Here is a 23,444-nt window from a genome sequence, read left to right as displayed (position 1 = left end):
AACTGCCTTCTATCTTCCAAGCATCATATGCGAGTCTGCCAGTATAGGAATCTATTAAAAAAACTTCTATTTATCTGATAATTATAACCTATTTAAGAGGAATAAAAAAGAGGCTGGCCCTCCTGGTGGATACGTTGACAGAAAATCAGCGGGACAATCCGTTAAGGTGAGCTCATACATCCCCCTGGAAGATTCACCTGCTCTCTAAAGAGAAATTGGGCTTACCTTTCTCCCTGAAACTTATATTTGGTTAACATTTCTGTTGGAATATGACAATAATCATCCGGATATCTGTTTAACCTGTCCTGATGTTCTTCTGCACTTCTTACATAGTTTGTAAGAGGCAGTACTTCAACAGCTATCCGGTCACAATCATTTCTTTTATTAATGAATGCCTTCGCCTCTATTAAATGTTCTGGATTTTCACTGTACACGCCGGTTCTGTATTTTTCCCCGACATCATTTCCCTGCTGATTCAAACTGTACGGATCAATGATTTCAAAGAAATATTCCATTAATCTTTCAAGTGAGACAACCCCTGGATCAAATTCTGTTTTAACACACTCCGCATAGCCGTCATACTCACTCTCAAGTGTATTGCCTGCTCCATTAGCTCTTCCTGCTTCTGTAAACGTCACACCAGGCAGGGTTTTAATAAATGCCTGTACTCCCCAAAGGCACCCGCCTGCAAAATAAACTACTTCCATTTTGCCACCCCTCTTTTGTGGATCAAAAGGAACTGGTGCGCAGAGCCGTCTATTCTTCTGTCGTTGTTAAATCCTGTTGCTGATTTACGCTCACTGCAAGCACTTTCCCCGGTGTTTGAGAACCTACTCGTGGATTGGCAGTCCCTTCTCCTCACCATCTTTTATTGATACGCTGTTAAGAACTGCTAATTACCATGCGTTTTTATCTGTTGTTAACTCATTTACTTAAGCTGTTTTCGGATAGATTGTTGTTTTATTGCGCTGCAGGCGGATGCTTTCCGCGGGCATTGCTTCATAATTAATTTGGTCATCAGCATCAATATTTACGATACAGCCTTTACTTATGGTACGGTTCGCCCCTGTTAATCTTAAACCCGCGGTAAATCTGCTCCACGAGAATCAGGCGCATGAGCTGATGGGGAAACGTCATGTCCGAAAAAGACAGCTTTCCGTCTGCCCGCTGCAGAACGGCATCGCTGAGACCGACCGATCCACCGATTACAAACGCCACCTTGCTTTTGCCGTAGGTCGCCAGCTGGTCCAGCTCACGGGCAAGACGTTCGGAAGACCATTTCCGGCCATCGATGGCGAGGGCAATGACGTGTGAATCGTGGCTGATTTTAGCGAGGATCCGCTCCCCTTCCTTTTCCTTAACCGCGGTCATTTCGGCACCGCTCATGTTTTCCGGTGCCTTTTCGTCAGGAACTTCAACGACTTCCACTTTTGCATAGGCGGAAAGACGCTTCAGATATTCGGCAATTCCCTGCTTTAAATATTTCTCCTTTAATTTACCGACTGTCACAACTGTAATATTCACAGGTGTAAAACTCCTTTTAGAATAGTTTTCCACAATAGTTATCCACATTTCCACAGAAAAGCTGTGGAGTTATTTGTCGACTCGATACAAAGCCTTGTCACTACAGTATTTACATGGTGTGGACAACTGTTCCTCGGCTGTGAGCTTGTCGATTTTTGGCGGAAGAGCGTAGAAATCGACAATATCCTCGATCGCCATATCTATGTGTTCGCTGCAGCAGTAATACATGATGTAGCCCCCCGTCCTGCCTCGTGTTTTTGCATACGTTTTCAGTTACCAACACCCTCGTGTGGATAACTTCACAACCTATTTCCCTTGTGGCTCTTGACCTCCGGCAATTATGGGAAACAATATCCATATAACTTATCCACAAGTGCGAATAATCAGCCACACTCTCCTTATTGTACCCTCAGTGGACTTCAGAACCAACCTTTGCACATAAAAAAGACTTTGTTAAAGTTCGTTGTTGATTTTCGCTCACTGCGCTCCCTTTCCGCGGGCACCACTGCAGCCTCCTCGGGAAAACCGCCCTGCGGGGTCTTCCGTTGCTGCTTCTTCCTCTGCAGGAAAAGCTCCGAAGCAGCCTGCGTCGAAGCAGATGTTCTTTGCTGTTCCCGCTGGAGTGTCGCGCGTTCTCTCCAATCAACTTTTAAAATCAACATTAAAATATAACAGAGCCTAAAAAAACAGGGGATAACTGCTCCCCTGTTTCAAAACCATCTACATCTGCTGTTCCTGAAGCGTCATTTCCACTGTTTCTTCGGTTCCTTCACGGTAAAAAGTAACCGAGACGGTATCACCTATTGATTTTTCCGTGAACAGATACTTCCGGAGATCATGAATATCACGCATTTCCTCACCGTCGAGGGCAGTTATGACATCTCCTTCACGCAGGCCCGCTTCTGCCGCAGGTGAACCCGGCTCGGTATCAGCTACATAAATTCCGCCTGCAATATCCTCTGGAAGTCCAAGCGTCTGGTGCCAGTGGTAGCTTGGAATTTCCTGAAGCGAGCGGATGAACACGCCGAGCTGCGGCCGTCTCACTTCCCCGTACTGCTCCAGGTCTTCAATTACCGGCATGGCAATGGCAGTCGGAATCGCAAAGCCGATTCCCTCCACGGCATTCTGTGCAATCTTCATGGAGTTAATTCCGATAACCTGCCCCTCAATGTTGACGAGGGCTCCGCCGCTGTTACCGGGATTGATCGCTGCATCGGTCTGAAGAACCTCCGCGTTCCAGTCCGGCCGTCCGTCACGGTTCGTGTCTACCGGAATACTCCGCTCAACGGCACTGATAATCCCCAGTGTCACGGACCCTTCAAAGGAGAGCGGATTTCCGATGGCAATCGCCGGTTCCCCTGCCCGGAGCGTATCTGAGTTACCGAATTCAGCAACGGTACCCACTTTTTCTGCATCCACTTCAATTACGGCTAGGTCTGTAAGGGCATCCTCACCTACAAGCTCGGCGGGAATCCGCGCACCGTCGCTTAAAGTCACATCTATGTCCTCTGCATTTTCAATTACGTGCTGGTTTGTCACAATAAAGGCCCTGTCGCCTTCAATCTTGTACACGACGCCGGAACCTGTCCCTTCACCGCCGCCTTCAAAAAGCCCTCCCGAAGCGCCACGGCTGTTCACAACCCCTACAACCGCGTCATTTACTCTCTCAACTGCTTCGATAACTTCGGATGTGACAGCGACGTTAACTCCCTGAAGCTCGGGAATGTCAGCTGCCTCTCCATCGGTGATCGCTTCAAGTGCCTCCTGCTCTGCATCCCCCGCTGATTTCGGGACAACATCATACGGAAGGAAGCCGTTTCCGGCAAGAAGCGGTATGGAAAAAACAACAATCAGCGCACCGATCACCGCTCCCGTAAAAGAGACTGCAGCAGTTTTCTTTGCTGATGACTTTCCTTTCCTGCTCCGCGTCTGAGTATGACTGTCATAATAACCCATTGATAGACCCTCCTTAAAAACAGAACTTTTATGTCTTTAAAAAGCGTTTCGCTGTCTTTCACAGAACGGTGAAAAACGAATCGGATTACAACTGGTTCAACTGATTATATTATAAAAAAACCGGGCTCTTCCGTCTATTTAAATTACTCGTTTTCGATAATTTTCCATATACCCTCCTCCCCCTATACAATGCCCTTTTCAGCTGTTTTTTAGTCAACTATGAACCTGTGAATTAAGCCGTTAATAGACAGAAAAACTCCCCCGGAACCGTCAGACGTTCCGGGAGAGTCCAATATCTGTTCTACACTTTAGTGAGCGGGGTCGGCACAGACGGGTCAGTATCATAAAGCTTCAGGCTGCCGCCGGTTTCGTACCCCCTGGAAGCCAGCGTCTGTTCCACTGTCATACGGGCAAGGTCTTTCATATTGTTATCCTTGCTCAGGTGAGCCAGGTAGATGTTTGCCGCTTTATCGTTTGTATCCAGGAGGTCAGCCATGGCATGGGCTGCATCTTCATTGGATACGTGGCCCACATCACTCAGGATACGCCGTTTGACACTCCACGGATAACGCCCCATCCGGAGCATGTCCATATCATGGTTTGATTCGAATACGTAGGCATCCGCTTCTCCCACAATGCCCTTCATGCGCCCGCTTACGTACCCGGTGTCTGTAATAACAGACAGTTTGCGTCCTCCATGGGTAAACGTATAGAACATAGGCTCCGCTGCATCATGTGAGACGCCGAACGACTGGACATCCATATCACCAAACGTCCTTGTTTCCTCCACTTCAAAGTGGAACTTCTGGTCTGTGGTCAGTGTTCCCAGAGCGCTGTCCATCGCCTTCCACGTCTTTTCGTTTGCATAGATGGGCAGATTGTAGCGCCGGGCGAAAATCCCGGCGCCTTTAATGTGATCACTGTGCTCGTGGGAAATGAGAAGTGCATCGAGCGAGGACGGATCAAGACCGTTCTTCGCGAACAGTTCATCCATCTTTTTGCCGCTCAGCCCCGCATCGATAAGCACTTTCTGACCCGCTGTTTCCACGTAGATCGCATTTCCCGTACTGCCGCTCGCCAGCACGCTGAATTTTAGGCTCATATTGCTGTCACTCCAGTTAATCTGTCCATACTTCGCTGTTGTGGGCATTTACATAAAAGTAATCCCCATCAACAGAAATCCTCCACATCGGCGCATAATATTCCGGTGCATCCATGTTCGCGGGCGTAATATTGTAATGGCCAAGTTCCGCCTCATCTATTACAGCATCAACAATTCCGTATTCGGTCACAACCACTCTCACCGCTTCAATCGGGGTAATGAGCTCAGGAGCAACCTGCGGTGAAAAATTCATATAACGCTGCCTGTATCCTGTTATCAGACCATCATCATTCAGCTCAAGAACCACATGTGCTTCATGATCACGATAGCGGAGCGTTTCACCTTCAAACGTCTGGTAGGCCCTGATGACGCCTCCCCCCTCCTCGTTATCCTCATAGGAGGCAAATTCGTATTCGTCTCCCATGTAGAGGTAATCGGACATGAAGGCTTCTGCGCTGAGTGCTGTATCCAGACCAGTAAGCTCATAGGGCTCATCGAGTTCTGACTCAATCAGCTGTCCGTTTCTTCTGAATTCCACAGTCTGATCATCCAGTTCCTCTGTGATCGCCTGCTGCTGTTCGTCCCCGAATTGTTGTCCGTTACCGCTGATGTAGCGGCTTTCCACGTTCACTTCAGGATCATCGAGCTGGAGTTCAATATTGCGGTGCCCAAGCTGCTGCTGAAAGGAATGGTCGTCCTGAGCCATCACGCTCATGTGATTAACATTTCTTTTTTCAATCAGCTGAAAAATGAGAAACGCGTTCAGACAGAGAAACGTAATAATCAGTATTGTCTTAGCTCTGCTCCAGTCCATCTTCCGATTCACCTCCGGACTCCTGGTCTTCTTCCTCTTCTTCCTTAAGATCACCGAGCATCCTCCACTGGTTGTTATACTCAATAAACCATTCCGGACTGAAGATAATAAGCGCGGCGGTGTCGCTGTCCATATGATAGCCGATCCGGATATCCGTCACTTCCCGCTCTGACATTCCTTCCGCGTTGTCGAGGAATTCCTGAACCTCATCAAGAGATGGGAGCTGAACGGCATCCCCGCCCTCATAACTGTCTTCCTCCAGCCTGAAAAGAGAACGGTCATACCGGGAAATCTGATCGCCGGACCTTTCAACAATTTTCGTGTAGTAAAGCGACTCATCTGATGTACCGCCAAGTACCGGCATCTCGTTCATTGCCAGACGGTAAACTGCTCGCTCACGGTTAAAGTACTCCGTTACGGAGTCGAGATAAAAATGATTGGTAAATCCGCCGTGGCTGTTGAGAAAGTTCAGGCTGTCCGCAGTCATACTTCTCCTGCTCTCACCGGCCTCTCCCGAGGAAGGATGTTCAAATCTCATAATGCCAATCCTCCCCTCGTCGGAAATGGAGAGGAAACGGTTTCCGTCCTGGTACTCCCCCCGCCGGTACAGCAGTACGGTGGAAAGATCGTTAAAGAGGAACTCCTTGAAATCCTCACCATTCACATCGGTATCCGCCGTAACAGTGAACCTCTCAAGCCCTGTCGGATCAACAGGGAGGTAGGTGTACTCTCCTCTGTTAATACTGCCAAACTCGATCGCTTCTGCCAGATGCAACGCATCCTCTTCACTTTCATACAGGGCACTGAAGGCAGACTCCGAGAGACCTGTCTCCGCCTTTAGCACCTCCTCATCCTCCGAAGAGACAAACCTTGCCACAACATCAGACTCAAACTCGTTTCCACTGTCAACGGAAAGGTGGATCCGGTCCACATTTTCAAGAGAAAAGGTTTCATCTTCTTCAAGCTCAAAATCAAACAGCTCTTCCATGAGCCCCGCTGGCATCGGGCTTGAGAAACGATATTCAACGGCTTGTTCATGGCTGTATATAGATGGAATGTTCGCCCGTGATTCGGCAGCCGGCTGGCCGAAGGAAATTTCCCTCAGTGCATTAAACAGGCTGGTGTAGCGCTCCTGTCCCGGCTCCATCCAGTAGCGCTCTGTGCCCTGGTGAACAGTTATGCTTTTTGGAAGCATAATTTCCGCCTGACTCTGCTCTTCGCCGATCTCAGGAAGTTCCACCGGGTCCGATGTGCCAAGAGTGGTGTACTCCGGCTGGTATGTCCAGATGGAGAAGGTAAGTCCTATACTGCTCAGAATCAGAACCCAGAGGCATGCTGTTTTAATATGCTCAATGATCATTATGCTTCTTTAGCCTCCTCAGGGACGGGCAGGCTGAAGGACATTTTTGTACCTTTGCCCCAGTCACTGCTGACCCAGATGTTTCCTCCGTGAGCCTCGATGATTTCCCTTGCAATGGCAAGACCAAGCCCTGTTCCCCCGAGACTCCGGGTTCTTGCCTTATCCACCCGGTAAAAGCGGTCAAATACATGCGGTATACTGTCTTTCGGTATACCGACACCTTCATCCTGAACGCTTATAATGACGCGGCCTTTCTCTTCTTTGATATTGCAGGTAATCGTTCCGCCCTGGGGCGAATACTTCACTGCATTGGAGACGATATTGTCAAGAAGCTGGGTAAGTTTGTCGCGGTCTCCGTAAACAAACAGCGGTTCATCGGGTATTTTTCTCTTAAACGTAATCGCCTGATTTTTTGTGGACATTTCAAAGCGGTCGATCACCTGGTCCACAAATGATGTCAGATTCATGGAGTTCATCGTCATCTGGTAGTCCTTACTGTCCATCTTGGACAGCTGCAGCAGATCATTTACAAGCCGGATCATCCGTTCTGTTTCAGTCTGGGTGACTTTTATAAACCGCGGTGCCACATCCGTATCCAGAGCGCCGTCCGCCAGTGCTTCCAGATAGCTTTTCATCGACGTAAGCGGCGTTCGGAGTTCGTGGGAGACGTTTGCTACGAACTCCCGGCGTTCCTGTTCAATTTTTTCCTGCTCTGTTACATCATGAAGGACGGCAATCAGACCGTTCTGTTCACCATTCTCCTTTGTAATAACGGAGAAATGAGCTTCAAGAAAAGCTTCCTGCTCGAGCCAGTCCAGATCCAGAAGAATTGAATCGCTGTAGCCGTACAGGTCATTCAGCTTCACTGATCCGCTCAGATTCAGCAATTCCGTAAGTTTTTCTCCAAGGGTTTCGCTCTGGCTGCGCTCCAGCATTTCCTCTGCCCGGCGGTTCATCAGAATGACGTGACCTTCTTTGTCTGTGGCCACAACCCCGTCTGTCATGTGCGTCAGGACGGAGGAAAGTTTCCGTCTCTCCCCTTCTGTCGTGGCGTTGGCGTCCTGCAGTTTAATCGTCAGGTCGTTAAAGGCACGGGCAAGCTCGCCGATCTCGTCTGTACCGTACACCGTTACGCTCCGGGTGAAATCCCCTTTCCCCATCGCTTTTGTCTGCTTGCGCATGTCAGCGATCGGCCGGGTGATCGTCTGGGAGAGAAGAACACCGAGAATAGCTGTAATGGCAAGGGCAATAGCTGCGCCGGTCATGAAAATCTGGTTGATCTGCTGCACCTGGGCATGGATGCCTTCCATCGACGCCTCTACATACAAAGCCCCGATCGTTTCTCCTTCTTCATCATTCACACGCTTTGTAATCACGCGGACACGTTCGTTTGTCTGTTCATCCACCATCGGCAGCGACTCTTCGATCCCGATAAAAGTCCGGTTTATATAAACATCTGTTGTGCGCTGGCCAACCAGCTCATTTTCCGTGTGATCGGAAACGCCGATAATCGTATTGTTTACGTCCACGACACGGGCTTTTGCATTTTCAATATCAACCAGGGCGGTAAGGACTTCACCTATTCCCTCGGAAAGCTCGGGATCTTCCTCTCCCCTGTCTGCCAGCATTTCCTGCTGTACATTGTAGCGAAGCAGCTCGGCACGTTCATCCAGCACGTCAACGTGATTATTCACCATCGTATCTTCAAGCTGCTGAGTAAAATATACGCCGATCACCTGCATCGCGATTAAAATCAACAGCACATAAATAATGACATTTTTTACGTGTATTGACTTGTAAAAGCGGATGTTTTTCATTCAATCAACTCTCCTGGTCGGATGCGTTGCGAAGATAATAACCTACTCCGCGACGTGTCACAATCCACACCGGGTGGCTCGGATTATCCTCCACTTTTTCACGCAGACGGCGGACCGTTACGTCAACCGTGCGCACGTCTCCAAAATAATCGTAGCCCCAGACAGCCTGAAGCAGATGCTCTCTTGTCATAACCTGCCCCAGATGCTTGGCAAGGTAATGAACAAGCTCAAATTCCCTGTGCGTCAGTTCAACCGGTTCTCCTCGTTTCGTTACGAGATACGCATCGGGCTGAACGAGGAGAGGTCCCACCTGAATATCCTTGGAATCCTGTGCCGGATCAGCGGATTTCTGGTTTCGGCGAAGGTTTGCCTTCACCCGGGCAATAAGCTCTCTCGTACTGAACGGCTTTGTAACATAATCATCAGCTCCAAGTTCCAGACCAAGTACCTTATCAATCTCGGAATCTTTCGCTGTCAGCATGATAATCGGCATATCGTATGTCTTTCTCACTTCCCTGCATACCTCCATACCGTCCTGATAAGGAAGCATAATATCGAGAAGAATGAGGTCGGGAACATGTTCCTTTACCTTCTCAACCGCCTCGTTGCCATCATAAGCGCAAATAACCTCAAAACCGTCTTTTTCAAGCCCGAACTGCAGAATATCCGCAATCGGCTGTTCATCATCTACAACAAGAATTTTCTGTTTATCCATTTACTCCACCAGCTTCCGTTTAAGAGTGTGTCTGTGTCACGGCGTTACATCATCAACTATGAAAATATCTTTCAGAGGCTCAATGCTTCACACCTTACCCCCCGCTTTTCCCGGCTGTATCTCCGGGTCGGCTGCAGATGTTACACTTCGTCGAATTTTATGGAAAAGCTCTCTTCGGATAGACTGCTGTTTTGTTCCGCTGCAGGCGGACGCTTTCCGCTCCATAGATTATTTTGTGGAAAGCAGCAATTCATCCGAAAACAGTTTATGGAAAATATGCATGCCATGCGGTCCTTCCGGGCGCATACTTGTCTATTCTGTGTAAATCTGTATTGTGCAGGCACTAGTTTACACGTACCTTCTTCTATTCTATCACAGTTGGAATCAGGGATAAAACTGCACAACACTGGTAATTCAGGACCTTTTTCCATAAAAAAGCCGCCCTTCCCCGGAAAGGGAAAAAGCGACTTGTACATTTCTTCTGTTCATAAATTAATAGTCCAGGTAATCCATCGGATCCTTCAGATCTCCATTTTCATAGACTTCAAAATGGAGGTGCACACCGGTAGCTGTACCTGTCTCACCCATAATACCGATTTCCTCCCCTCTGGAAACGGACTGACCGGTATTTACATCGATGCTTTCCAGGTGGGCATAGACAGTTTCCATCCCGCTCCCGTCTTTAATCCGTACCGTATTGCCGTATCCGTTCTCATACCCGGCAGACTCCACGGTACCCCCATGGGCTGCTTTAATTTCGTGACTGGACGGCCGGGCTATATCTATGCCTTTGTGCATTCGGCCCCAGCGCATTCCTTTGTGGCTTGAGATGTAACCTCCCACTGCCGGCCACTCGAGACTGCCACTGTTCGGCGAAGCGGTTCCTTCCAGCACAATCCGCTTTTCCGGCTCCGTAAGGGTCTCTTCATCCAGTGTTTCAGATTCCACTTCTTCTCCGTTCACAATAACAATTCTTTTTTCTTCCACTTTTTCTCCTTCAGTTCCGGCCTGTTCCACTTCGGTTGTGCCTTCCGTTAAGGAGCTGTCTTCTTTGGTTTCTGTGTCAAAGGGAATCTCGGACGTTTCTTTTACAAGCATTTCAACTTCCACTTCCAGCAGAGGCCCTGGTTCTTCCAGAGTGAGCTTCTGCCCCTTGTGAATGAATGAATCCTCATCTTCAAGACTGTCGTTCAGTTTGATGAGGCTGGCCAGGGACACCTCATGGGTACTCGCGATCCTGCCGGGCACATCCCCTTCCTGAACTTCGTATTCCACTTCTTCTGCAGCACCTGTCATCAGTAAGTCTGCAAGCTCCTCTTCATCCAGTACATCCCGGGGGTCAGCAAGGACCCGCTCTGTTTCGATGTCCCCTGAGAACCTGACCTTCTCAAGTGTCGTACTCCCGGAGCCGGTTTCATGCTCCCCTTCCAGATAAGCATCCACCGCTTCTTCATCGGCGATAGTTGAAAGAACGGCTCGTTTTACATCGGAAGGGTCGTCTCCCACATCCGCAAATCCCACTTTTTCCCCGTCCACTGACACTTTTACGGCTTCAGCTTTTATGTGAATTTCGTCCTCCAGCTTTTCCAGTGTCACCTGGTTCAGCGTCCGCACCTGGAATACCCGTTCCGGTATAATGTCAATGTCCTTATATGTAGTTAAAGAGAGATCTTCGTACTCTTCCTCTGCTTCCTCAAACTTATCGGCAATCAGTTTCTCCACCGCTTCCTGATTATCCGTGAAGCCGATGCGCTCATCACCGTAATTTACGTGATAAATCGTCTGAATTCCTTCGTTCTGATCGTCCTCCAGGCTATCATCGTGGTAGGCGCTCACACCGGTATCCGCACTCCTGAACAAAACAGCGGTGAATAAAAGTGCTGCTGCCAACATGACACGGTTACTGCTTTTATATCGTGAAGTTTTTTTCTGCATACTGTTCCTCCTGCTGCATAAATATGGCTGTATTGCTAAATGGTTCTATTGTCCTATTTCATACCGCGGCTATCTTACCATAGGAAAAAGAAGGCGTGTGGAGGGCAGGCACTTTGTAATGCAATTGTAGTAATCGTGGTACCTTCTGCCATGTTTATCGGTGATGAATCTATAAGTGGGAGAGGGCCGGGGGCAGAACTGGGGGAGAATTTCCGGGGCACCGTGCTGGCTGCAATACAGTCCAGTAAGTCCGGTGTAAATAAAAGGCTGTTTTCTGAAAGATTGTTGTTTTTCTACGCTGCAGACCGACGCTTGCCGCGGGGCAGTACCTCAGCCAACAGAGAGGTTATCGTGCTTCTTCCTCTCCCCGAAACGCACCGAAGCGTCTGCGTCGAAGCAGCTCGAAGCGAACTCACGATGTAAACGCTCGTCCCTGCAGGGTCTTCGGCTGTTGCTTTTCCCTCTGGAGTCGCGGCCTTTCGCTCTTAATAATTAATACCAATAGCAACAATCTTTACGAAAAAAGCTAAATAAAAAAACTGTCCTTCTTTTCGAAGAACAGTTTGTCTTTATGTATGGTGCTGGCCAGAGGACTTGAACCCCCAACCTACTGATTACAAGTCAGTTGCTCTACCAATTGAGCTAGGCCAGCGTATAAAAAAATGGTGGCTCGAGACGGAATCGAACCGCCGACACGAGGATTTTCAGTCCTCTGCTCTACCGACTGAGCTATCGAGCCACACTGGCGGTCCCGACCGGGATCGAACCGGCGATCTCCTGCGTGACAGGCAGGCATGTTAACCGCTACACCACGGGACCATACTATGTAAATTCATATTCTATTAAACGAGTGCCTGTCCAGTTTTTTGCAAAAAAAATAACAGGCGCGTCATTTTAAATTAATTGGTTGCGGGAGGAGGATTTGAACCTCCGACCTTCGGGTTATGAGCCCGACGAGCTACCAGACTGCTCCATCCCGCGCCGTTACATAGCATACGGACGATGCTATTCAATGATGTCGTGCAAACCACCGTTACCTCTACAGTATGTGAAGCAACAAAGATAATTATACCTCATGCTTTCTGGAAAAGCAAGTGTAAATTAAAATGGTGACCCGTACGGGATTCGAACCCGTGTTACCGCCGTGAAAGGGCGGTGTCTTAACCACTTGACCAACGGGCCAAAAAGATGAAAATGGTGAGCCATGAAGGACTCGAACCTTCGACCCTCTGATTAAAAGTCAGATGCTCTACCAACTGAGCTAATGGCTCATCTCTTGGCGACAAGGAATATAATATCACCGTTAGAATACATTTGCAATACCTTTTTGAAACTTTTTTTGAAAAACTGAAAGGTTTCTATTTCCTTAATAACCATAACGGATCCCTGCATGAAAATCAAGGCATTACTTCCTGATCTGCAGGTGTATAAAAATTTCATACCCGGAATGCAGACAGGCTAATCCTGAACGGGTCTGTAAATAACAGTACAACCCGGCCATGTCTGACCGGGTCGCAAAAAGTATCCTTATTAGGAAAATACGCCTCTGACAAGGTTCGTCTGGCTGCGGTCGGGACCGACAGAGAACACACTCAGTGGAATACCTGTCAGCTGGGAAATACGCTCTACGTAGTAAAGTGCGTTTTTCGGCAGCTCATGAAGGGATTTGACACCGGTAATGTCCTCATCCCAGCCATCGAGCTCCTCATAAACCGGTTCGCATTCAGCAAGCACTTTAAGAGAAGCCGGGAACTCGTCGATGATTTCCCCTTTGTATTTGTAAGCCACGCAGATCTTCAGCTTTTTAATGCCTGAAAGCACGTCAATGGAGTTAAGTGAAAGATCGGTAATCCCGCTCACCCTGCGTGCGTGGCGGACAACAACGCTGTCGAACCATCCTACACGGCGGGGACGCCCTGTTGTAGTACCGTATTCATTTCCTACGTCACGGATGCGGTCTCCAATTTCATCTGACAGCTCAGTTGGAAACGGGCCGTCACCCACCCGGGTTGTGTAGGCTTTGGACACACCGACCACGTGATTGATTTTTGATGGACCTACTCCGGAACCAATCGTAACGCCACCCGCAATCGGGTTTGAAGAGGTGACAAACGGGTATGTACCCTGATCGATATCGAGCATGACACCCTGGGCCCCTTCAAAAAGAACACGTTTCCCTGCATCAAGGGCATCGTTTAGAACCACAGACGTATCCGTTACATACTTGGCAATCTGCTGGCCGTATTCGTAGTATTCCTCAAGGATTTCCTCTTTTGTAAAACCATTTGTCTCATAGACTTTCTCCAGAAGACGATTTTTATCGCGGAGGTTGATCTCAAGTTTCTCCTCAAACGATTCCTTATCGAGAAGATCGGCAATACGGATCCCTGTCCGGGCCGCTTTATCCATATAGGCAGGGCCGATTCCCTTTTTCGTCGTTCCGATTTTGTTGGCACCTTTACTCTCTTCCTCCACCGCATCCAGCTTCAGGTGGTAGGGAAGGATAATGTGGGCACGGTTGCTGATCCGCAGGTTGCTCGTATCCACGCCCTTATCGTGAAGGTAGGCAAGTTCCTCCACGATGGCTTTTGGGTCAATCACCATTCCATTACCAATTACACACGTTTTGTCACTGTAAAAAATACCTGAAGGAATCAGATGCAGCTTGTATTTAACACCATCAAACACGATCGTGTGACCGGCGTTGTTTCCTCCCTGATAACGGGCAACAAGCTCCGCCTGCTCAGACAGATAATCCGTAATTTTTCCTTTTCCTTCGTCTCCCCATTGCGTTCCTACGACTACAACCGATGGCATGGTTGAGCACCTCCGCTTTTCGTTCGTTTATCATGTATTACATAACGTTCCCTGAACGCTTTTTTTCATGAAACCAGTGTAAGTTTATCAGCAGTTTTAATGAAGGTCAACTGAAAGACGAACATTTTCAAAATACATCATATTTTTCGTTCGTAATTGACACGCTCGGTAGAGCGAAACATGTGCATCTGCGATAAGTCTTTCCCGGACATTGAAAAAACCGCCCTTTCCGGAGAAAAGACGGCAGTCCTTATTATGCCCCCGGCGGAATATTATCCTCGTCATACCGCCGTTCAAGATTTACGAATTTGTTGTATTCCTTTACGAATGCAAGCTCCACCGTTCCCACCGGACCGTTACGCTGTTTGGCAATAATAATTTCAATGATGTCCTTGTTTTCGGATTCCTGATCGTAATAATCGTCCCGGTACAGGAAGGCAACGATATCGGCGTCCTGCTCGATACTTCCGGATTCACGGATATCACTCATCATCGGTCGTTTGTCCTGTCGGGATTCCACTCCACGGGACAGCTGGGAAAGAGCGATAACAGGCACTTCCAGCTCACGGGCAAGACCCTTGAGGGAACGGGAGATTTCACTGACCTCCTGCTGTCGTCCTTCCCCGCTCCGGGCATCTCCCTGAATGAGCTGAAGGTAGTCAATCATAATCATGCCGAGCCCTTTTTCCTGCTTAAGGCGCCGGCACTTGGCCCGGATATCGTTCACTCTTACACCAGGTGTGTCATCAATATAGATTCCGGCTTTGGAGAGGCTTCCCATGGCCATCGTCAGCTTCTGCCAGTCCTCATCGTCGAGTTTTCCCGTCCGGAGACGCTGGGCATCAATATTTCCCTCAGCACAGAGCATACGCATGATCAGCTGTTCTGCGCCCATCTCAAGGCTGAAAATCGCCACGTTTTCGTCTGTCCTGGTGGCGACGTTCTGGCTGATATTCAGGGCAAATGCCGTCTTACCTACGGATGGACGGGCAGCTACAATAATCAGGTCATTTCGCTGAAATCCGGCAGTCATCCGGTCCAGCTCGTTAAAGCCAGTCGGCACACCGGTAATTTCCCCGCTGTGATGCTGCAGATGCTCAATGTTATCATAAGCCTCCACAAGGACATCCTTAATGTCCTTGAAAGCACTTGTATTCTTTTTGTGTGAAACTTCGAGAATGGTCTTCTCAGCTTCGTTCAGGATGGCATCCACTTCATCTTCTGCCGCGTAGCCGTCAGCAGCGATGTTGGTGGCGACACGGATCAGGCGTCTCAGGAGAGACTTCTCCTCAACCATCTGGCTGTAGTACTCCACGTTGGCCGCAGTAGGAACTGCGTTGGCCAGATCACTTAAATACGACACACCGCCAATTTCCTCGAGCCATTTTCTCGTTTGCAGTTCGGACGTACACGTGACGAGGTCCACCGGCTCTCCTTTTTCGGAAAGTGCGAGCATGACGGTATAGATCCGCTGGTGCGCGGCACGGTAAAAATCGTCCGGAACAAGACGTTCAGAAGCCGTGACAATGGCTTCATCATCAATAAAGATGGCACCAAGCACGGCTTGTTCGGCTTCGATATTCTGAGGCGGGGTGCGGTCGGCAAATAAATCGCTCATACGTCACTCCCCCTTTATTACTATCCTGTTATTAGAGTTACTTTGAACAAAAAAAAGCTCCGTTAATTGTCATTCGCCCGCATTCCGCGGCGATGCCGGTTAACTTTCAACTTACTCTTCCGTCACATGCACTTTTACAGTGGCGGTTACTTTAGGGTGAACTTTAATGTCCACGTTTCTGTAACCGAGTGCGCGGATCGGCTCATCGAGCTCTATTTTGCGTTTATCGACTTTCATTTTCATCTTCTTGAGTGTTTCGGCAATCTGCTTGCTCGTAACAGCTCCGAACAGTCTGCCACCCTCACCGGCTTTGGCTTTCAGCTCCACCGTAGTATTTTCGAGCTTTTCCTTGAAAGCTTCGGCATCCTTTAATTCCTGTTCGGCTTTTTTGTTCTGGCTTTCCTTTTTCATTTCAAGATCTTTCATATTCCCCTTGCTGGCTTCCACGGCAAGATTGTTTTTCAGGAGGTAGTTGCGGGCGTAGCCTTCTGCCACGTTTTTTACTTCTCCTTTTTTACCTTTACCTTTTACGTCCTGCAGAAAAATTACTTTCATGACGTTTCTCCCCCTTCAAAATAATCATCGATTTTTTCCTTCAGCAGTTCTTCTGCTTCTGACAGGCTCATGCCGGTCAGCTGGGTGGCGGCGTTTGTCAGGTGGCCGCCGCCATTCATATTTTCCATAATCACCTGTACGTTTACATCACCGAGTGAGCGTGCACTGATACTGATCCGCCCGTCGTCCAGCTCGGAAATGACGAATGAGGCTACAACGTTATTCATTGTAAGCAGGGTGTCAGCAGCCTGGGCAATGAGAACCTGGTTGTAGGACTGGTTCTCTTCCCCTACCGCTATGGCTGTTCCTGCTGTATAAATACTGGCACTTTCCACAAGTTTCGCCCTGCGCACATAATGATCAAGATCCTCTTTCATGAGCCTCTGAACAAGCGTTGTATCCGCCCCCTGTGCTTTAAGGTAGCTCGCTGCATCAAAAGTACGGGATCCTGTACGGATCGCAAAACTTTTCGTATCCACTATAATTCCTGACAGAAGAGCTGTGGCTTCCAGCACATCCAGCTTCGGGTGGTTAGGCTGGTATTCCAGAAGCTCTGTTACAAGTTCCGCTGTTGAGGAAGCATAAGGCTCCATATACACGAGTACAGCGTCCTCAATGAACTCCTCGCCCCTTCTGTGATGGTCGATTACAATGACTCTCTCAACCCGGTCAAGAAGCTTGGCATCGATACAGAGGCTTGGCTTGTGTGTATCCACAACAACAAGGAGCGTATCCTCTGTCATCTCCTCCCTGGCTTCCTCGGGGGTAATAAAGTTGGCCCAGAGATCGTCATGATCCTGAATCGCCTCAAGAAGCTTATGAACACTGTGGTTAACGTTATCCGGATCCAGAACGATAAACGCATCCTTATTGTTCACCTGGGCAATCTTCAGCATGCCGATGGCCGCCCCGATGGCATCCATATCGGGATTTTTATGCCCCATCACAATGACACGGTCACTTTCCTTTACAAAATCACGGATGGCGTGGGAAATAACCCTGGCCCTGACGCGGGTCCGCTTTTCGACAGCATTGGATTTCCCACCGTAAAAACGGACTTTTCCGTTAGCCTGTTTGATGGCAACCTGGTCCCCTCCCCGGCCGAGGGCAAGATCAAGACTGGACTGGGCCAGTGCGCCCAGCTCCCGGGGGGACGAGTGTCCGCTCCCGATCCCTATACTGAGTGTCAGGGAGACTTTTTCACGGGCTGTCACGTCACGAACTTCATCAAGAAGGGTAAAACGGGACTGCTCCAGATTATACAGTGCATCTTCATTAAAAATGGCAATAAAACGATCCGAATTAATGCGCCTGAGGAAAATGTCCTGCTCCCTGGACCATGAGTTGAGTACGTCTGTCACTTTTGTTAGAAGACGGCTTCTCAGCTGATCTTCCATCCCCTGTGTGACTTCGTCGTAATTGTCGAGGAAAACGAGCCCGATTACGGTTTTATCCCGCTCGAAAAGCTCCTTTATTTCCTGTTCTTCCGTTGCATTGAAGAAGTAAAGCAGCCGCTCGTTCCTTTCACTTACAACGCGGTACTTCCTTGAACCGAGTGTAAGAAGGAATTCCTGCTCATCTTCCTCCATCATTTCGGACAGGTCTTCCGAAATAACACTCAGCGGCTCCCCCAGCGTTTCATTGGCCATTAGGGCCGCCATGTAGGGATTTACCCATTGTATAATTCCTTCTTCATTATAGAGAACCATCCCGATCGGCAGTCTGGTAACCGCCTCTTCTCCTGCTTTATTCACCCTGTAAGTCAGCGTATTCACATAGTCTGTGAGCTCTTTTTCAAACCGGGCTCTTGCCTGGACAGCATAAAAAACTGCTCCTCCGGTCAGGAGAAATCCGGCAGCACCGAGCTGCCACTGGTAATATGTCAGAATCCCCGATAACAGGATTGCTATTGCGAGCAGGACAACGGCATGATAGCCATACCACCGTCTTGTCAGGAAATTAGGCATTCGTCACAACTCCTACCTCTTTGAGTCCAGTCGTTTCCGCAGGTCAAATCCTAAATCAATTATACCTAAGATGCGTACGAGATACAGTATAAACGGAAAAACCAGGGCGCCAATAAGAATCATGACCGGCAGCGCCATCGTAATCTTTTTTGAGTGGAAAAAGTAAAATATAAAAGCAAATCCCTGGATAATCATTACCGTCTCAAGGATCGGACGCAGGTTCTGCAGCACGGTATCCACAGCCGTTCCTGCTTCAACTCCAATTAACGTGACGATAATCATAAGAAGATAATACCAGATAAAAGCCTTCGGAAAACTCCATTCCCTGAGTGGCGGGAACGTACTCACCTCTTCTTTCATTTTCCGGATCACGAGAGACCCGAGCCACTGAGTGGTAAAAGCGAGGCCAACCCCAATAAAAATAATAAGCGCCGGTGTAAGAAGAGGCAGATTTTCAATAACGGCCATCGCCTCACCAAGGGCATCCCCCTGATCGCCGAAAATCCCCATCATTTCTTCAGTTGTTTCCATGGACTCACGAAGGACATTCTGCAGGGCGTAAACAGGATGAATATCCAGGATCGTAACACTTCCGGCAAAATTCAGGAGCAGTGCTGCTGTAAACGTCAGTGAACCACCAAGAAGAACGGTAAAGGCGTCTTTCCCTCTCCTGTAAAGCTCACCAATCACCACCCCGGAAGCGGCAAATGTAATCGTGGTCACCACCGCAAGAGGCAGCGCCAGAATCAGCAGAATCACAAAACTGACAGTGAGCAGAAAAGTGCCTGCCCCAAGGCCGTGACGTTTCGTAAAAATAATAAAAGGAACCGGCAGCAGCACAAGACTGAGCAGCCCCATTACCGGTACAAAAAGTGAAATAAGAATCAGGCCAATGTAGATCCCCAGATATATCGATCCGTCCCTTAACGGATTTTTTTCTTTCATTACAATGTTCCCTCGTTTCAAGAATAGTTTCCATCAGTACCGAATCCTATTGTAGCACGACAAAAGTAAAGAACAAAGATGCCCGTATGCAGGAAGACCGCCCCCAAAAGCATATGGTGAGATACTTTCGGGAACGGCCTTTATAAAAATATCAGATCATCTGGCTGATAATAAGAATACCTGCCATTACAAAACAGTAGATTGCAAAATAAAGCAGTTTACCCCTGGTGACCATGTTAATCAGCAGTTTAATCGCAAAAATGGACACAATAAGCGCCACAGTGAACGCCACGATGTAGTATGCGACCATACCGGGAGTAGTGATCGCTTCATAAATCCTTCTCAGATCAAACACCAGACTTCCAATACTTACCGGAATGGAGAGGAAGAAGCTGAACTTCAGCGCTGTTTCCGGCTCAATTTTACGGGCCAGTGCGGCAACAATGGTTGCTCCGGAGCGGCTGATCCCCGGTGCCAGGGCCAGTGTCTGGGCAAGACCGATAATAATCGTATCAAACACCGTAATCTGCGGCTCTTTTTTGTGACCGCGAAGATTTCTGATGAGCCAGAGGGCCACACCGGTAATCAGGAGGGCAAAACCGACATTGCGGATGTGTGTAAGCTCCCCGCCGATAAAGTCATAAAGGAACAGTCCACCGATTACAGCCGGAATCGTACCGAGAATGAGAAGGAGCGTAAACCGGAACGGTTCCTTATCGTATTCCTTCGGCTTTCTCACATAGTTAATCGCACCCGCAGCAAGCTCGATCAGATCCTTACGGTAAATGATAAATACCGCCACGAGGGATGCGCCGTTCACAAAGATTTCAAAATGAAGATCCGGAACATCCAGACCGAAAAAGTAGGACACAATCCTTAAGTGCCCGCTCGATGAAACAGGAAGGGGCTCGGTTGCTCCCTGAATAATACCGAGAATAATATATTTAAGCAGTTCAAAAAACTCCATGTTACAGGACTCCTCATGTATGCAGATAAAATAGCCCACCACTGCAAGGCCAATAGTAGTAATTTTACCTTTCACCCATGAAACAAGCAACACGTATTTTGTAAAGTTCTGTTTAAAATTCTGATTTTTGTGCTGAAGAATGTCAAAAAGAGAGATGCCAGGCTGCCTGGTTTGCTTCCGGCGGAGAGGAAAGAACTGGATACCCGCGAGGCACCCCGCTCCTGTCCATCTGATTTCTGTTCTTTCGGCTTAAAAGCGGCTAAAATCAAAATACTCTTTAGGCAAAAAAAACCTGCAGCAACGGGCTGCAGGTTTTTTTGAGAGACTTATTCTCCTGTCACGTATGGCAGAAGAGCCATCTGACGGGAGCGCTTGATTGCGCGAGTCAGCTGACGCTGATACTTGGCAGATGTTCCAGTCACACGGCGAGGAAGGATTTTTCCACGCTCGGAGATGAAACGCTTAAGAAGATCAGTGTCTTTGTAGTCGATTTTCGTAATTTTGTTTACAGTGAAGAAACAAACCTTACGGCGTTTTGGACGTCCACGACGGGCCATTGAGATCACTCCTTATCATATATTTTTTATATCAGAACGTTTGTGTCAGTTTAGAACGGCAGATCGTCATCATTGATGTCGATCGGTTTGCCGTCGTTTGCAAATGGGTCATCTGAGAAGTCGGATTTACCGCGGCCGCTGCTCTGCTGCCCCGGATTATTCTGGTAACCGTCGTTTGGCTGACCGTAGTTTCCACCGGACTGTTCCCGGCTTCCGCCACCGCCGCCTCTCGTTTCGAGAAACTGCACGCTGTCTGCCACAACTTCTGTCATAAACACACGGCGTCCTTCATTATTTTCATAGCTGCGGCTCTGCAGTCGGCCGTCAATACCGGCCATACTTCCTTTTTTCAGGTAGTTGGCTACGTTTTCCGCCTGCTTTCTCCAGACCACAATGTTCAGAAAGTCCGCCTCACGGTTTCCCTGCTGATTTGAGAAAGGCCTGTTTACAGCGAGCGTGAACGTGGCTACTGCAATTCCGTTAGCTGTATATCGTAATTCAGGATCTTTTGTCAGTCTTCCCACGAGCACTGTACGGTTAATCATCCGAACTCCTCCCCATTTTTAAAAAGTTCTATTCGTCGTCGCGTACCGCGATGTTACGCATAACGTTTTCGTTGATCTTAACAAGACGATCAAACTCAGAAATGGCTTCAGGGTTTGAGTTTACGTTAAGAATCACGTAGTAACCCTCTGTGAAGTCATCGATTTCGTAAGCAAGACGCTTCTTACCTACTTCCTCAACCTTTTCCACTTCTGCGCCGTTATCAGTCAGTACCTTGTTGTAACGCTCAACGATCTCTTTTGTCTGAGCTTCTTCAAGGTTCGGACGTACAATGTACATAATTTCATACTTGCGCATGGTTTTCCACCTCCTTTTGGTCTAAGCGGCTCCCCGGTTTCAGGGAGCAAGGAGCAAGCAGATTTCTCTTTTGCTCGCAATTGTCAATTATAGCAGTAGAGCAGCAGAAACACAAGAGGGGTGCCGGAGAATTGTCCGACTGTCTGCTGAAGTCTTTCCCTGTGCTGCCCCGGCTGTCCCTGCGTTCAGGAGAACATGAACTTCTATCAACTGAAAAAGAGCCCCGTCCCCGGAGCTCTTTCAAACGGTTGTTATACGTTAAAACGGAAGTGGACAACGTCCCCGTCCTGCACGATGTAGTCTTTACCTTCCAGTCTCACTTTTCCTTTTTCCCTGGCGGTATTCATGCTTCCTGCCTCCGTAAGATCCTCGTAGGAAACCACTTCGGCGCGGATGAACCCTCGCTCAAAGTCCGTGTGAATAACGCCTGCCGCCTGGGGAGCCTTCGTACCGTGCTTGATTGTCCAGGCACGGACTTCCTGCTTCCCTGCTGTAAAGTACGTTTCAAGACCAAGAAGATTGTATGCTGCTTTAATAAGCTGATCCAGCCCGGATTCTTCAATGCCGAGGTCGTCGAGAAATTCCTGCTTCTCTTCACCTTCAAGCTCAGCAATCTCGGACTCAATCTTCGCACAGACTACGATTACTTCGGAATTCTCCTCTGCAGCAAACTCACGCACACGCTGGACGTTCGGGTTGCTGTCTGCATCGAGAATCTCCTCTTCACTCACGTTCGCCGCATAAAGAACCGGCTTCATTGTGAGAAGGTGCATGCCTTTTGCAAACTTTGCCTGCTCCTCTGTGAGAGAAACACTCCGTGCCGGCTTTTCATTTTCAAAAGCATCCTTGAATTTTTCCAGAATTTCAAGCTCATACATGGCTTCCTTGTCTTTCTGGCGTGCCATTTTCTCCACTTTTGCCAGGCGCTTTTCCACCGTTTCCATGTCTGCAAGAATCAGCTCAAGATTGATCACTTCAATGTCACGGATCGGATCGACGCTCCCGGACACATGGGTAATGTTGTCATCACTGAAACAGCGGACGACGTGAGAGATCGCATCCACCTGGCGGATGTGGGAAAGAAACTTGTTACCGAGTCCCTCCCCTTTGCTGGCACCTTCCACAATTCCTGCGATATCGGTAAATTCAAAGGCGGTCGGAACGGTTTTGTCCGGATCGACCATTTCTGTCAGTTTTGTGAGCCGCTCGTCAGGTACTTCAACAATCCCGACGTTCGGGTCAATCGTACAGAACGGATAGTTTGCAGATTCCGCACCTGCCTGTGTAATTGCATTAAAAAGAGTCGACTTCCCGACGTTTGGGAGTCCGACGATTCCGGTTGTTAATGCCATATTGCATACCCCTTTATTTAAGGTGTTTCCGGTCTTCCGGATCCACTGATATTAGTCCAAACTTCATCCTTCACAATTATAGTGATTTCATGCGGAAAAGACAAGCGCTCCCCGTCACTCACAGACATCCCTGTAAAAGATGTGAGTGGTGATTGACGATGCTGCAGGCGGACGCTTTCCGCAGGCAGCGCCTCAGCATCCTCGGGAAAACCACCCTGCGGGGTCCCCGATTGCTGCTTTTCCTGTCGGAGTTTTCGCCTTTCGTGAAAAAAACCGCAGCAATCAGCCAAAACAAAAAGTGCTCCGGACCTGGCCGCAGCCCTCCCGGAACACTCCTTTATTCCCCGCTGTGCTCAAGCACTTTTTTCAATTTCTTCGCAAATTCCCTGCGTGGAAGCATAACGCTGTGATCACATCCAAGGCATTTGATCCGAATATCCATTCCCATCCGGATGATTTTCCATCTGTTTTCCCCGCATGGATGAGGCTTTTTCATTTCCACGACATCATGCAGGCCAAACTGTTTCTTTTCCACTCCTGTCACCTCACCGTTACACGTTTTCCTTATCCCATTATACATGA

The 23,444-nt window shown here is 48.6% G+C and carries 21 protein-coding genes and 6 tRNA genes; all 27 read right to left on the bottom strand.

Features of this window, described 5'->3' with window-relative positions:
- Positions 1–221 precede the first annotated feature (221 nt).
- Positions 222–707 (bottom strand): peptide-methionine (S)-S-oxide reductase, encoded by a 486-nt coding sequence (locus FGB90_RS07395; RefSeq protein ID WP_138810180.1) that lies wholly within the window; start codon positions 705–707, stop codon positions 222–224.
- 337 nt (positions 708–1,044) lie between these two features.
- Complete coding sequence (gene rlmH, locus FGB90_RS07390; RefSeq protein WP_138810178.1) at positions 1,045–1,524, bottom strand: 23S rRNA (pseudouridine(1915)-N(3))-methyltransferase RlmH; 480 nt, start codon at positions 1,522–1,524, stop codon at positions 1,045–1,047.
- A gap of 69 nt (positions 1,525–1,593) precedes the next feature.
- Positions 1,594–1,752: a CxxH/CxxC protein gene (locus tag FGB90_RS20170; RefSeq protein ID WP_138810176.1), complete on the bottom strand. Its 159-nt coding sequence runs from the start codon at positions 1,750–1,752 to the stop codon at positions 1,594–1,596.
- A gap of 492 nt (positions 1,753–2,244) precedes the next feature.
- Positions 2,245–3,480: a S1C family serine protease gene (locus FGB90_RS07380; protein ID WP_138810174.1), complete on the bottom strand. Its 1,236-nt coding sequence runs from the start codon at positions 3,478–3,480 to the stop codon at positions 2,245–2,247.
- A 301-nt stretch (positions 3,481–3,781) separates the two neighbouring features.
- Positions 3,782–4,582 (bottom strand): MBL fold metallo-hydrolase, encoded by an 801-nt coding sequence (locus tag FGB90_RS07375; RefSeq protein WP_138810172.1) that lies wholly within the window; start codon positions 4,580–4,582, stop codon positions 3,782–3,784.
- Positions 4,583–4,598: 16 nt separating this feature from the next.
- Complete coding sequence (locus FGB90_RS07370; protein ID WP_138810170.1) at positions 4,599–5,396, bottom strand: two-component system regulatory protein YycI; 798 nt, start codon at positions 5,394–5,396, stop codon at positions 4,599–4,601.
- Positions 5,377–6,756, bottom strand: a complete 1,380-nt coding sequence (locus FGB90_RS07365; RefSeq protein WP_138810169.1) for a YycH family regulatory protein — start codon at positions 6,754–6,756, stop codon at positions 5,377–5,379. Before FGB90_RS07365 ends, FGB90_RS07370 begins: the two co-directional genes overlap by 20 nt.
- The gene (walK, locus tag FGB90_RS07360; RefSeq protein ID WP_138810167.1) at positions 6,756–8,573 is read right to left on the bottom strand and encodes a cell wall metabolism sensor histidine kinase WalK; all 1,818 of its coding nucleotides are present in this window, start codon (positions 8,571–8,573) and stop codon (positions 6,756–6,758) included. The genes FGB90_RS07365 and walK overlap by 1 nt, the downstream gene beginning before the upstream one ends.
- Before the next feature lie 4 nt (positions 8,574–8,577).
- Positions 8,578–9,288 carry a response regulator YycF gene (yycF, locus tag FGB90_RS07355; RefSeq protein WP_138810165.1) on the bottom strand — a complete coding sequence of 237 codons (711 nt, stop codon included), beginning with the start codon at positions 9,286–9,288 and terminating at the stop codon, positions 8,578–8,580.
- 492 nt (positions 9,289–9,780) lie between these two features.
- Positions 9,781–11,223, bottom strand: a complete 1,443-nt coding sequence (locus FGB90_RS07350) for a M23 family metallopeptidase (RefSeq protein WP_138810163.1) — start codon at positions 11,221–11,223, stop codon at positions 9,781–9,783.
- A gap of 576 nt (positions 11,224–11,799) precedes the next feature.
- A tRNA-Thr gene (locus FGB90_RS07345) sits at positions 11,800–11,875 on the bottom strand.
- Positions 11,876–11,886: 11 nt separating this feature from the next.
- Positions 11,887–11,962, bottom strand: a tRNA-Phe gene (locus tag FGB90_RS07340).
- Positions 11,963–11,966: 4 nt separating this feature from the next.
- A tRNA-Asp gene (locus FGB90_RS07335) sits at positions 11,967–12,042 on the bottom strand.
- Positions 12,043–12,127: 85 nt separating this feature from the next.
- Positions 12,128–12,204, bottom strand: a tRNA-Met gene (locus FGB90_RS07330).
- Between the two features lie 126 nt (positions 12,205–12,330).
- Positions 12,331–12,405: transfer RNA gene (locus FGB90_RS07325), tRNA-Glu, on the bottom strand.
- A gap of 13 nt (positions 12,406–12,418) precedes the next feature.
- Positions 12,419–12,494, bottom strand: a tRNA-Lys gene (locus FGB90_RS07320).
- Between the two features lie 259 nt (positions 12,495–12,753).
- Complete coding sequence (locus tag FGB90_RS07315; RefSeq protein ID WP_138810161.1) at positions 12,754–14,040, bottom strand: adenylosuccinate synthase; 1,287 nt, start codon at positions 14,038–14,040, stop codon at positions 12,754–12,756.
- Positions 14,041–14,293: 253 nt separating this feature from the next.
- The gene (dnaB, locus tag FGB90_RS07310) at positions 14,294–15,658 is read right to left on the bottom strand and encodes a replicative DNA helicase (RefSeq protein WP_138810159.1); all 1,365 of its coding nucleotides are present in this window, start codon (positions 15,656–15,658) and stop codon (positions 14,294–14,296) included.
- Between the two features lie 111 nt (positions 15,659–15,769).
- A complete protein-coding gene (gene rplI / locus FGB90_RS07305; protein WP_138810157.1) occupies positions 15,770–16,213 on the bottom strand; it encodes a 50S ribosomal protein L9 in 444 nt (147 codons plus the stop codon).
- Positions 16,210–18,180 carry a DHH family phosphoesterase gene (locus FGB90_RS07300; RefSeq protein ID WP_138810155.1) on the bottom strand — a complete coding sequence of 657 codons (1,971 nt, stop codon included), beginning with the start codon at positions 18,178–18,180 and terminating at the stop codon, positions 16,210–16,212. The genes rplI and FGB90_RS07300 overlap by 4 nt, the downstream gene beginning before the upstream one ends.
- Positions 18,181–18,192: 12 nt before the next feature.
- Complete coding sequence (locus FGB90_RS07295) at positions 18,193–19,125, bottom strand: YybS family protein (RefSeq protein ID WP_138810153.1); 933 nt, start codon at positions 19,123–19,125, stop codon at positions 18,193–18,195.
- 151 nt (positions 19,126–19,276) lie between these two features.
- Positions 19,277–20,092: an undecaprenyl-diphosphate phosphatase gene (locus FGB90_RS07290; RefSeq protein WP_138810151.1), complete on the bottom strand. Its 816-nt coding sequence runs from the start codon at positions 20,090–20,092 to the stop codon at positions 19,277–19,279.
- Positions 20,093–20,418: 326 nt separating this feature from the next.
- Entirely contained in the window at positions 20,419–20,649 is a 231-nt protein-coding gene (gene rpsR, locus FGB90_RS07285) for a 30S ribosomal protein S18 (protein ID WP_138810149.1), read from the bottom strand.
- Between the two features lie 50 nt (positions 20,650–20,699).
- Complete coding sequence (gene ssb / locus FGB90_RS07280; RefSeq protein ID WP_138810147.1) at positions 20,700–21,194, bottom strand: single-stranded DNA-binding protein; 495 nt, start codon at positions 21,192–21,194, stop codon at positions 20,700–20,702.
- Positions 21,195–21,222: 28 nt separating this feature from the next.
- Positions 21,223–21,510 carry a 30S ribosomal protein S6 gene (gene rpsF, locus FGB90_RS07275; RefSeq protein ID WP_138810145.1) on the bottom strand — a complete coding sequence of 96 codons (288 nt, stop codon included), beginning with the start codon at positions 21,508–21,510 and terminating at the stop codon, positions 21,223–21,225.
- A 251-nt stretch (positions 21,511–21,761) separates the two neighbouring features.
- A complete protein-coding gene (gene ychF, locus FGB90_RS07270; RefSeq protein WP_138810143.1) occupies positions 21,762–22,862 on the bottom strand; it encodes a redox-regulated ATPase YchF in 1,101 nt (366 codons plus the stop codon).
- Between the two features lie 337 nt (positions 22,863–23,199).
- A complete protein-coding gene (locus FGB90_RS07265; RefSeq protein WP_138810141.1) occupies positions 23,200–23,397 on the bottom strand; it encodes a DUF951 domain-containing protein in 198 nt (65 codons plus the stop codon).
- Positions 23,398–23,444 lie beyond the last annotated feature (47 nt).

This window comes from Alteribacter natronophilus (assembly GCF_006007885.1).
Lineage (GTDB): Bacteria > Bacillota > Bacilli > Bacillales > Salisediminibacteriaceae > Alteribacter > Alteribacter natronophilus.
Note: the sequence above shows the minus strand (reverse complement) of the source record. Positions and strands in the feature narration are given on the sequence as shown.